This window comes from Oribacterium sinus (assembly GCF_963537195.1).
In the GTDB taxonomy this organism is placed as follows: Bacteria; Bacillota; Clostridia; order Lachnospirales; family Lachnospiraceae; genus Oribacterium; species Oribacterium sinus_A.
The window spans coordinates 1-10,170 of the sequence record NZ_CAUTEG010000085.1; the positions used below are offsets into that span (position 1 = coordinate 1).

The window sequence follows — 10,170 nt, forward strand, 5'->3', positions numbered from 1 at the left end:
GTCATACTGATATCTGCCGGAAAATTCGGAAAGGGAACAAGACAATCTGTTAAAACCACCACATACTCGGCATACTCCGCATCAATGGCAGAGTAGGAGAGCACACCGCAGTTGCTGTTTCCCCCTACTGCGCGGCAATTTCCGTATTCATCACAGCTTGGGGCTCCGATAAAGGCAATGTCGATTTTCGTTTCTCCCGTTTCGATGGCCCGAACTCTTCCGCCGTGGGAACGAAGAATAGCGATTCCCTGTAATTTACCCTCACTGATGGCTTCTCCGATTTTTCCCCGAACTCCGGAGCTTTCGATATGGGTTACGGTACCGTCTTCTATCATGGGAACAAGCTCGTCCTGGGCTTTGCTGAGGGAGCTGGCACAGATGGTAATGTTCTTAAAGCCCATCTCATGAATAGCCTGCATAACCTGCATAGCCACCAGGTCTCCTTCCCGAAAATGATGATGAAAGCTGATGGTCATGCCGTCATGGGCATTGCATTTTCGCAAAACCTCCTGCAAATCCTTCTCCAGTTTACTGCCCTCGCCACCGATTCGTGCTCTTGCTTTTACTGCTGTCTTTTCATAAGAATAGCCGTCAAAATGTCTGCTTCCCTGAAATACCGTTTTCCCGGTTTCCGCTAAAACCGCATCCGGAATCTCTCTGCCCACTGCATTAATCATTTTGCACCTCCTCCAAAACGCCGGCAGCCTTTGCCAGCGCAAGGGTTCTTTTGGCTCCGTCATAAAAGGCGATATCTATCATTTTCCCATCTACGGTAAATACGCCGATGCCCTGACTTCGTTTTTCATCAATTTCCTGTACTACTTTTTCGGCAAAGGTAATTTCCTCCTCACTTGGAGTATAAACAGCATGCACAACGGGAATCTGTCTAGGGTTTATAATGGACTTTCCGTCAAAGCCCATGGTGTGAATCAGCTCCACTTCCTTCCGGAAGCCTTCCATATCCTCCAGATTGGTATAGACGGTATCAAAGCACTGTATTCCTGCGGCTCTTGCGTGAATAATCATCAGTTGTCTTGCTCCGCTAAGCTCTACGCCGCTTCCACTGATTCCGGTATGTAAATCCTTGGTATAATCTCCTGCGGATAAAGCTACCCCGAAGAGTCTCTCCGAGGCATGGCATATTTCTTCCAAATGTACCACGCCCTTGGCAGACTCAATGGCCGCCATAAGAAAGGTGCTTCCGGGAGTCACACCGGCTTCTTGCTCCGCCTTTGCTACTTCCGCTTCTACCAAAAGAATATCCTCCTTGGATTCCGTTTTAGGAATACGAATGCTGTCACAGCCGGCAAAGACGGCGCAACGAATATCCTCCTTCCAAAATGGGGTATCGATACCGTTAATCCGCACCACTTTTTCTGCGTTTTGATAATCTACTTTTTTTAAGGCATGAAAGAGGGTAAACCTTGCAGCATCCTTTTCTCCAAGGGCTACAGCATCCTCCAGATCGAAAATCAAGGAGTCCGCCCCATAGATATAAGGATCCTTTAAAAGATTCGGTTTCTGTGCGTTCAGAAACATCATGCTTCTTCGCAGACGATTTTTATGATTCATAGAGCAGCTCCCCCCAAGGAATATTTTCCGTTTTATCCTGACTGCGGTAAACAGCGGCCTGTAATCTTGCCACAAGGATGTGGTCAAAGGCGCCCATGTCCTCTACCTCCACGAGGGCATCCTGAATGCCCATTTTCGTAAGGCACTGATGTACCAAGGCGACCATTCTGTCTCCGTACTCGTAGAGCACCTTGGACTTAAGCTGCACCGTTCTGCCGCCGCTTCCTTTGGAAACGGTTACCAGGCAATCACATTTCTCCGTAGTGCCGGCACTGGCTGTTTTTTGGATTTCCATAACGACTCCTTTCGACCTTCCATCCCTTCGGGGAATCTGCATTGTTCAAGTACTATACATCTTTTCGTGAAATCATGCTATTCTTCGTCGCATAGTATAGACCTCTTGAAGAAAGAAGGGTGTGATTTTCTTGTGAAAAATATCAGGTGGAGGAAGCCTTGGAAATAAAGGGATATTTTTCTGTGAGTTCGTTATCCAATTCCATCATGTGAAGAAGTCTGCTGGCTGAACCGGAAGGATGGTTGGTACCTGCTTCCCAAGCTTCTACAGTTTTAATGGAAACGCCCATATAACTTGCAAAGTATTTTTGGGACAGACCGGTTGAATTTCTGATTTTTTTTATATCATTTGCTTCATATTCTTTGAGAGGAATGACGGTGACTCGATGTCTTTTTAACGAAGGAGTCTCTTTTTTTGCATCTTCCAGTGCTTCATTCAGCCCGGATAAAATGCTGTCGAATACGGTTTTTTTACCCATTATGTACCTCATCTAAGATGTCCCAAATTTTAGAAAATTCGTTGGTCTGAATAAATGTTCTTGTCATAGTCTTGTCTCCTGATATGATAAACCCTATTTAATAGGGTGTCAAAGAAGAATGGAATTGATTTTACTAAGGAAAAGAAGAATGAATCAAAATTAAAGAAGAGAATTGTGATAATGCATGAATATATACAAAATGCTGGAAATATGTGACTATAGCCTAGAAATAAGCTATAGAAAATTTTCTATTCTAATTGAGCAAATACTTGCTAATGCTTTAAAATATACGAAGAAGTGGAGTATTACCGTGTCTTTTAGCATGAAAGGCAATGGAAATAGGGATTCTTTCTTCTGACTTAAAGAAATTCTTCGGTTGCGGCTATTTCGAAATTAATGGGCGTACAACGGAAAAATCAAGTGGATTAGGGCTTTACGTGGTACAGAATATTGCCAAGCTTTTGCAGATTTATGTGGGTGATGAAATCTGGGGCAGGAGAGAGGAAGTGCGGTTGCCCTTTTGTTTGTGGAAAAGAAAGGATATTATGTTTACTAAGTGTTTTGTAACAGGAGGCAGCGGTTATCTGGGACGGCATGTTTTGGGGCGATTGGTAAAGCAGCAGTATGATGCAATTTATACTCTGCTTTTGGAAGGAGATTCTTTGCGTTCCTATATTCCACAAGCTGTGAACTGCGTTACAGGCGATGTGCAAAAGAAAGAGGATGTGCAGCGCTTCTTGCAAGAAGCGGATTCTTCCTCCTTGGTGATTCACTGTGCCGGTATTATCTCCGTGGCGACGAAGCCATCCCAAATGCTTTATGCGGTAAATGTTGAGGGCACGAGAAATATATTAGACATCTGCCTTAAAAAAGCGGTTGGAAAGCTAATTTATGTAAGCTCTGTGCACGCGATTCCAGATAGAAAGAAAGGAATACGTATTGCTGAGCCGAATTTTTTCTGTCCTAATCTTGTGCATGGGGAGTATGCAAAATCTAAGGCAATGGCGAGTGCCTTATTTGTAGAATATTTAAAGAAAGGACTGCGTGGGAATATCGTTTTTCCTACCGGAATCTATGGGCCTGGGGATCTTGGTAAAGGAAGTTTTACCTCTATGCTCATTTCTTTTATGAAAGGAAAGCTTCCCCTTGCGGTAAAAGGTACTTATGATTTTGTGGATGTGCGGGATGTTGCGGAAGGAATACTTCTTGTTGCGGAAAAAGGGAAAAATGGGGAAGGCTATATCCTTTCTGGAGAATATTTACCCATGAGGAAAATACTACTTACTGTAAAAGAAATTTTAAAGCTTCCCAAGATGCCCATTTTCCTTCCGGACTTTTTGGCAAAATGGATTGCTCCCCTATATGAGCAGATTTCCATTTTACAAAAAAAAACCTTGTTCTTTACTCCATATTCGATTGCGGTACTGCATTCCAATTGTGATTTTGATCGGAGAAAGGCAGAGAGGGACTTAGAGTATAGCCCGAGGGGGAGTGAGGAAAGTATGGAAGACATGGTGAAGTATATAAAAGCATTAGAACATGCAAAGGATATAAATTTTATATCGCTAGGCAATAAAAAAGCTTATAAAGAGTTTTTAAATGAGAAAGAAGCTGAAAAGTGGGGAGAAGAGCTATATAAAGATTGGGCAGTAAAATATAAAAAACTAATGGATTGTTCTGAAAAATACTTTACAAGTTCTAGAGTGTACTGTAAAGATGTGGTAGCACTTTATTGTGGTTATGAATATAAACAGATAAATGAGTATCTAAGAGGGGAAAATAATGATACAGATACGTTAAAAAAAGATATGTTAAAAAAGGTAAAAGCTTCAATTCTCTCATTGGCTTTATTTTCAGCGCCTAGAACATCGCAAGATTTGGTGTTATACCGCATTGTAGGAGATGAGTTTATTACTATACTGATAGATAAGAACAAGCATAATGAATGGTGCAAAGAGAAAGGTTTTATGTCTACAAGTTTGTTGAAAAATATTGTTTGGTCATCGGGATATTATGCTGGTGAAAAAAATGTATTAAAGATATATGTACCTAAAGGAACAGTTGCGTTGTATGTGAGCTCAGTATACGATAGGTCTGAATATGAGTTGTTGTTGCCACCAGGTGTAGGCTTATGGATGATTTCAAGTCCTTATGAGGATACAGAACTGAATAAGATGGTTTATGAATGTACTATTTATCCATTTTGTTTAGAGTAGTGAATCAGTATATTTTAGATATTCAGGAGGGTATTGAATTAATAAATTTTGACTTCTACAAAGGGTATAACTTGTATGAGATTTCATGCGAAGATTTTAGTCATAAAAGAGAGCCTATCATGCCCTCGGGGGATTTGCATTGTCCAAGTACTATACATCCTATCGCTTTGTTATGCTATGGTGTAGTGACAAAGTATTTGATTTCCTATGATAGAGGATTACTACAGTTCCGCCGCATAGTATATACCTGTTAAAGAAAGAAGGATGTGATTTTAAGTTAAATTGTTTTGCAGGAAAATGGTATAGTTTCGGGAGGATAGAATGTTAGAAGGGTTAAAGAAGTTTTTTACTCAGAAAGATGAGTCTAAATCTGAAAATCAAAGTCATAGTGGGAATGGAGTCGATTCCGAGCAGCATAGCAATGACAAGGTAGAGCAGCAAGAAAACCATGATAGAGCTGAGCGAACCCGATTTACTCTGATGGTAGAAAGCTATGCAGTTGTAGAGGGGGATTGTTTTTCTGTAGAAGGCCAACTCTTTGGAAATGCTAAAGAAGGGGAGAAGGTTTATGCTCTGCATCGTGATGGAACTATTTCTCATCTAACGATTATGAAGATAGAAGGAAGTACGACATTTGCGGAGCAGGTAAAAAAAGAGGAACAAGAGGAAACACCGGAAAGCCAAGGGCAGAGAAGGGTAAAGCTCTTTTTCTCTCGAAAAGATATTCTTTCTCAGGACTGGAAATATGCTGTAATCACGGATATTCCCTATCAGATTGAAGCGAATGTAGACCAAGCGGTGGAGAATCCCTATCTTTTAGGCTTAAGTCGCGTGTTTTTTGAAAAACAGGGAGAGGGTGAGTTTCTGAATCTCTTTTTTAGAGAGCTGGTACGGAGTCATTACCTGGTGGCGATAGAGACAGACGGAAGCCTGCCAATGGGAGAAAAGGATGGCTCTGTAACCCTAAAGGCGGGGATGAAGATCACCATCCCTCATGTAACGATGGATCGGGGAGAATCGGCCCTTCCGGTGTTTACGGATTGGTTTGCACTAGGTGCCATGGATCAGCAAATGGGGGCTATGAATCAGCAGATGGAGGAAGGCTGGAAAAGAGAAACCATGATTGCCGGCTTCCCTCAAATTGTGTCCATGCTTACTAAGGGAGAGGGATTTGTAATTAATCCTTATGGACCGCAGCTCTTCTATGTAAGCCCTACACTTATCCATAACCTGATGAGTTCCCCGGGATACCAAAGTGAATTTGGGGAAGCGAAAGTACAGTCTGTGGAAGTGAAGAAAGATGCGGAGGTTTTACTGGGATATCCAAAGGAGAATGAAGAAGTGGAAGCCTTGCATAGGAGACTTATATCCTTTGCCAAGGCACACTCGGATATCGCCATGCTGGATATGCTTTTAAAGACAGATGAAACCGGCACTAGTTCCTATTTGATTATTGTGGATATGCCGGAGGAGCATTGCCATGAACGCTTTAAGGAAATTTATGAAAGCTGTCGGGATCTTTTGCATAGAATACCCTATATGGATTTTGTGACGCTGCAAAGAGGAGATTTTGCTAAGGGTGTAAGAACTGAGACGCCGCTTTATCTAAGGGGATAGATAATTCAAGAAAATATAGGGATTAGCTTAATTATGGAATGAGTTAAAGAAGATGATAAAATAGATTTGATTGAAAAAGTATTTCGAAAAAGTAGAGAAAATGAAACTAGTGGAAAATGGATTAATTTGAAGGGGGAATTTTGAGCCAAGAAGTATTTTCTTTTATTATTTACATGATTCATGCTTGTGCAAATCGTTGGAGAAAGACGAGCGCACAGGTATATTTTACTTTAAAAAAGAGTGGATGCCTTAATCATTACCTGATTTCGAATTATGATATTTTACATACACAAAGTACGGATTTTGTTGTGAAGGATATTGAAGAATACCTTGCCAAAAAAGGGGTGATAGTATGATAGTGTATCATGGTTCTAATCAGCATGTAGAAAAGCCTGACGTAAAACATAGCCTTAGGAATTTAGATTTTGGTTCGGGATTTTATGTAACTACGGTAAAAGAACAGGCAGAGAAGTGGGCAAAACGAAGAGCAGACTTATTGTCGGGAGATCCGCTTATTAACAGATATGAGTTTTGCTTGGATAAAATACATTTTAAAGTAAAAGAATTCGGAGAGGATTTAGATTCATGGATTGATTTTGTGTGTGATTGCCGTGAGGGGAAAAAAGATTATTTGCAATTTGACATTATTATCGGAAAAGTTGCAAATGATAGAGTTTTTCGAGTGGTTGATATGTATCATCAAGGAATATGGGATAAAGAAAGAGCGATAAAAGAGATTCGTGTGTATCCAAATTATGACCAGATAGCATTTATTTCTCAAAGGGCAGTTGATGAGCTTTTAAAATTTGTTGCAGCAGAGGAGTTAACACCATGACAGAGGAAGCTTTAGAGCAGTTTTATCAAGAAAATCTAGAAGAAAGATTGATACAAAATATTGCAAAAGAACTACACTTATCTTTAGAAAAGGCAATGGACTGTTATTATAAGAGTAGACTGGCAGGCATGATTCAGGAGGGAAAGGAAGGAGTGCAGTACTTGGATTATAGGGCTTTGACTGTATTTTTTATGGAGATGGAAAAAATAGATAGAAAATCTGAATAGAGTATTTGCCTCCTTGATGCAAGTAAAAGAATAAAAACATAGTATACATAGGAGTAAATTGTAAAAAATGAAAACCAAAGAAGAAGCAATACAATTCGGTCTATCCTTTCCGGATAGCTATATAGACCGTCCTTTTCTAACTGCGGATTGGGAGCTGATTCGTTTTCAAGAAAATAAAAAGGCCTTTCTGCTTATCTACGAAAGAAATGGTTTAGTGAATCTTAATGTGAAGGTCCATCCGGAATGGCGGGATTTTTGGAGAAGAGTTTATCCTGCGGTACAGCCTGCCTATCACCAGAATAAAGAGCATTGGAACAGCATCATTTTAGACGGCAGTATTCCGGAGGAAGAGCTGAAAAGAATGATTTCGGAAAGCTATGCTCTTATTTCCGATTCCCCCACAAAACGCATTTACGAGGCAGTAAAGAAGATTCCTAAAGGCAGGGTGGCTACCTATGCGGAAGTTGCGGAGATGGCCGGGAATAAAAAAATGTCCCGTGCCGTGGGAAATGCCCTGCATAAGAATCCGGATCCGGAGAATATTCCTTGCTTTCGGGTTGTGAATTCCAAGGGAGAATTAGCGCCTGCCTTTGCCTTCGGCGGAGAAGATGAACAGAGAAAACGCCTGGAAGAAGATGGAGTGGAAGTGAAGGACGGAAAAGTGGATTTGAAGAAGTTTGGCATAGGAAAAGATAAAGTGCAAATAAAGATAGAAACGAAAACAGAGAAGTAGATGGAGTAAAGTATCCTTTTTCTGTAGAAGGAAAGATATATCGGAAATGCAGGAATTATCACAAACTGAATATCAGGAAAATCAAATCATCCTTCATGTGGACATGGACGCCTTTTACGCCTCCGTGGAAATGCGAGACAATCCGGCTCTGAAAGATAAGCCCTTGATTATCGGGGCAAAGCCAACGGAGCGGGGCGTAGTGGCAACCTGCAACTATGAAGCGAGAAAATATGGCGTTCGTTCCGCCATGAACAGTAAGGAAGCCTTTCGGCTTTGCCCGAAGGCTGTTTTTCTGTACCCGGATTTTGAAAAATATAAGGCGGTGTCAGAGGAGCTCCATGAAATTCTGGAAAGCTATACCAAGCAAGTGGAATACATTGCCCTCGACGAGGGCTATCTTGATTTAACGGAAGTCGCCAAGGATTTTTCCGAAGCGGAAAGAATCGGGCGGGAAATTCAAAGGCGGGTAAAGGAAGAGCTGAAGCTGACCTGCTCTGTAGGGATTGCCTACGGAAAAACGGCGGCAAAGACCGCCAGTGAAGAGAAAAAACCTAATGGCTTCTTTATGATTCAAAGAAGAGAAGACTATGTAGAGCTTTTGCGAGACAGAGACGTACGGGCACTTTTTACGGTAGGAGAGAAAACAGCGGAAAAGCTCTATTCCTTTGGGATTTATACCGTGAAGGATTTACAGGAAAAAGAAAAGGAAGTGCTTCGTCTTCTGGGAAATCAGGGTAAAATGCTTTTGGAGCTTTCCTACGGCATCGACCATCGGAAGGTGGTTCCTTATAGACCGGAGGACACCCAAAGCATCAGTAAAGAAATGACTTTTCAGGAGGATGTAACAGACTATTCCTTTTTGGATGATGTTTTGTTTCTTTTATCCTTTCGAGTAGAGAGTAGGGCGAAGCGCTACGGGCTCTATGCAAGAGGCGTTTCTTTGAAAATCACTTTTGCAGATATGAAAACCATTACCCGCTCCGCTCTCATTTCGGAAAGTACCCAAAGCGCATTTTCCTTATATAAAAATGCCTCTGCTCTCTTGCAGCAGATTCCAAAGCGAAGGGTGCGATTAATCGGGGAAGGTTTTTACCATTTGGAGGAAAATGAAGGAAGACAGCTTAGCTTTGCCGACATTTTCACGGAAGAAAAAGAACGGGAAGAAAGAGAAATGGAAGAGCGATGGCAGCAACTGGAGGCTCGCTATGGCACCATTTTTGAGGATAGAAAAACCACGATTCTTTCCGGAGAGAGAGTGTACGATTTGATAGAGGAGATGCGAAAGTTCGGAGGAAAAGATTGACATTTGTAACGCGGGAGGTTACGTTAAAACCCAGGTGGAGAGTGATATTTTACTTTGAAGGGCAGGATGCCTATTTAGTGGATTATCAAGATTATCATTGAGTGAAGTAAGGAGACCAACTATGAAAAGAAAACCGACACATCCAGGAACTGTATTTCTTGAGGATGTTTTGAAGCCATTAAATTTATCAATTACTGAGGCTGCCGGAATGTTAGGGATTAGCAGAAAAGCTCTTTCGGAATTTGTCCATGAAAAGGTTTCTCTGAGTCCGGAGATGGCGATTCGTATTAGTAGAGCCACCGGAACTTCCGTTGAGAGCTGGATGAATATGCAGCAAAAGCTTACCATATGGGAGGCAGAGCGGAATATCGTTAATAATGTTATTGCTTTTCCGAGTTTGCCTATGGAGAATACAGTGGCGTTATAGAGGGCAAGTGTATGAAAGAAAGTAGAATTGAAAGGGCGATAGACTATATCACAAAGCTATTTCAGGGAAATGGAGACGGGCACGACCTGGCTCATAGCTTGCGGGTATACAAAAATGCTTTGATGATTGCCGACATGGAAGGACAGGGAGAAGAGGAAGTTATTGCGCTTTCCGCCCTCCTACATGACTGCGACGATCATAAGCTTTTTCATACGGAAAATAATGCCAATGCCAGAATCTTTTTGCAGCAGGAGGGACTTTCCGAAGAGCGAATTGAGGAAATATGCAGGAATATCAATTCCGTTTCTTTTAGCAAAAATAGAGGAAAAGTTCCGGAGACTATTGAGGGAAAAATTGTGCAGGATGCAGACCGACTGGAAGCGATTGGCGCTATCGGTATTGCTCGCTGCTTCCAGTTTGGCGGAAGCCACGGTAGAAGCTTGGAGAATTCCATCGAGCATTTTTAT

13 protein-coding genes are annotated in these 10,170 nt (G+C 41.6%); 9 read left to right on the forward strand and 4 right to left on the reverse strand.

Features of this window, described 5'->3' with window-relative positions:
- The 4 genes from RYL27_RS09015 to RYL27_RS09030 all read right to left on the reverse strand — a co-directional run.
- Positions 1-677: citrate lyase subunit alpha (locus tag RYL27_RS09015; RefSeq protein WP_314966690.1), on the reverse strand; the 677-nt coding region annotated here is incomplete at its 3' end.
- Entirely contained in the window at positions 670-1,572 is a 903-nt protein-coding gene (locus RYL27_RS09020; RefSeq protein WP_314966692.1) for an aldolase/citrate lyase family protein, read from the reverse strand. The genes RYL27_RS09020 and RYL27_RS09015, both read right to left, overlap by 8 nt.
- Positions 1,562-1,867: a citrate lyase acyl carrier protein gene (gene citD / locus RYL27_RS09025; protein WP_009536794.1), complete on the reverse strand. Its 306-nt coding sequence runs from the start codon at positions 1,865-1,867 to the stop codon at positions 1,562-1,564. Before citD ends, RYL27_RS09020 begins: the two co-directional genes overlap by 11 nt.
- Positions 1,868-2,009: 142 nt before the next feature.
- The gene (locus RYL27_RS09030; RefSeq protein WP_314966694.1) at positions 2,010-2,345 is read right to left on the reverse strand and encodes a helix-turn-helix domain-containing protein; all 336 of its coding nucleotides are present in this window, start codon (positions 2,343-2,345) and stop codon (positions 2,010-2,012) included.
- A 332-nt stretch (positions 2,346-2,677) separates the two neighbouring features.
- Here RYL27_RS09030 and RYL27_RS09035 point away from each other — a divergent pair, with 332 nt between their 5' ends.
- The 9 genes from RYL27_RS09035 to RYL27_RS09075 all read left to right on the forward strand — a co-directional run.
- The gene (locus RYL27_RS09035) at positions 2,678-4,561 is read left to right on the forward strand and encodes an NAD-dependent epimerase/dehydratase family protein (protein ID WP_314966696.1); all 1,884 of its coding nucleotides are present in this window, start codon (positions 2,678-2,680) and stop codon (positions 4,559-4,561) included.
- Between the two features lie 321 nt (positions 4,562-4,882).
- A complete protein-coding gene (locus RYL27_RS09040; RefSeq protein ID WP_314966698.1) occupies positions 4,883-6,178 on the forward strand; it encodes an enhanced serine sensitivity protein SseB C-terminal domain-containing protein in 1,296 nt (431 codons plus the stop codon).
- A 140-nt stretch (positions 6,179-6,318) separates the two neighbouring features.
- Positions 6,319-6,534 (forward strand): DUF3791 domain-containing protein, encoded by a 216-nt coding sequence (locus RYL27_RS09045; RefSeq protein ID WP_314966700.1) that lies wholly within the window; start codon positions 6,319-6,321, stop codon positions 6,532-6,534.
- Positions 6,531-7,013, forward strand: a complete 483-nt coding sequence (locus RYL27_RS09050) for a DUF3990 domain-containing protein (protein WP_314966702.1) — start codon at positions 6,531-6,533, stop codon at positions 7,011-7,013. Before RYL27_RS09045 ends, RYL27_RS09050 begins: the two co-directional genes overlap by 4 nt.
- Positions 7,010-7,240: a hypothetical protein gene (locus tag RYL27_RS09055; RefSeq protein ID WP_314966703.1), complete on the forward strand. Its 231-nt coding sequence runs from the start codon at positions 7,010-7,012 to the stop codon at positions 7,238-7,240. Before RYL27_RS09050 ends, RYL27_RS09055 begins: the two co-directional genes overlap by 4 nt.
- A gap of 67 nt (positions 7,241-7,307) precedes the next feature.
- Positions 7,308-7,973, forward strand: a complete 666-nt coding sequence (locus tag RYL27_RS09060; protein ID WP_314966705.1) for a methylated-DNA--[protein]-cysteine S-methyltransferase — start codon at positions 7,308-7,310, stop codon at positions 7,971-7,973.
- A gap of 46 nt (positions 7,974-8,019) precedes the next feature.
- Positions 8,020-9,276, forward strand: a complete 1,257-nt coding sequence (dinB, locus tag RYL27_RS09065) for a DNA polymerase IV (protein WP_314966707.1) — start codon at positions 8,020-8,022, stop codon at positions 9,274-9,276.
- Between the two features lie 121 nt (positions 9,277-9,397).
- On the forward strand, positions 9,398-9,703 hold the full coding sequence (locus RYL27_RS09070) for a HigA family addiction module antitoxin (RefSeq protein WP_314966708.1): 306 nt from the start codon (positions 9,398-9,400) through the stop codon (positions 9,701-9,703).
- An 11-nt stretch (positions 9,704-9,714) separates the two neighbouring features.
- Positions 9,715-10,170, forward strand: a 456-nt coding sequence (locus RYL27_RS09075) for an HD domain-containing protein (RefSeq protein WP_314966710.1), incomplete at its 3' end; no start/stop codon positions are given.

What these genes read in the sequence shown, in the direction of transcription:
- RYL27_RS09035 (WP_314966696.1), top strand. Translation starts at nt 2,678, where the DNA reads ATGGAAATAGGGATTCTTTCTTCTGACTTAAAGAAATTCTTCGGTTGC.
- RYL27_RS09055 (WP_314966703.1), top strand. Translation starts at nt 7,010, where the DNA reads ATGACAGAGGAAGCTTTAGAGCAGTTTTATCAAGAAAATCTAGAAGAA.
- RYL27_RS09030 (WP_314966694.1), bottom strand. Translation starts at nt 2,345, where the DNA reads ATGGGTAAAAAAACCGTATTCGACAGCATTTTATCCGGGCTGAATGAA.
- RYL27_RS09060 (WP_314966705.1), top strand. Translation starts at nt 7,308, where the DNA reads ATGAAAACCAAAGAAGAAGCAATACAATTCGGTCTATCCTTTCCGGAT.
- RYL27_RS09020 (WP_314966692.1), bottom strand. Translation starts at nt 1,572, where the DNA reads ATGAATCATAAAAATCGTCTGCGAAGAAGCATGATGTTTCTGAACGCA.
- dinB (WP_314966707.1), top strand. Translation starts at nt 8,020, where the DNA reads ATGCAGGAATTATCACAAACTGAATATCAGGAAAATCAAATCATCCTT.
- RYL27_RS09040 (WP_314966698.1), top strand. Translation starts at nt 4,883, where the DNA reads ATGTTAGAAGGGTTAAAGAAGTTTTTTACTCAGAAAGATGAGTCTAAA.
- citD (WP_009536794.1), bottom strand. Translation starts at nt 1,867, where the DNA reads ATGGAAATCCAAAAAACAGCCAGTGCCGGCACTACGGAGAAATGTGAT.
- RYL27_RS09050 (WP_314966702.1), top strand. Translation starts at nt 6,531, where the DNA reads ATGATAGTGTATCATGGTTCTAATCAGCATGTAGAAAAGCCTGACGTA.
- RYL27_RS09070 (WP_314966708.1), top strand. Translation starts at nt 9,398, where the DNA reads ATGAAAAGAAAACCGACACATCCAGGAACTGTATTTCTTGAGGATGTT.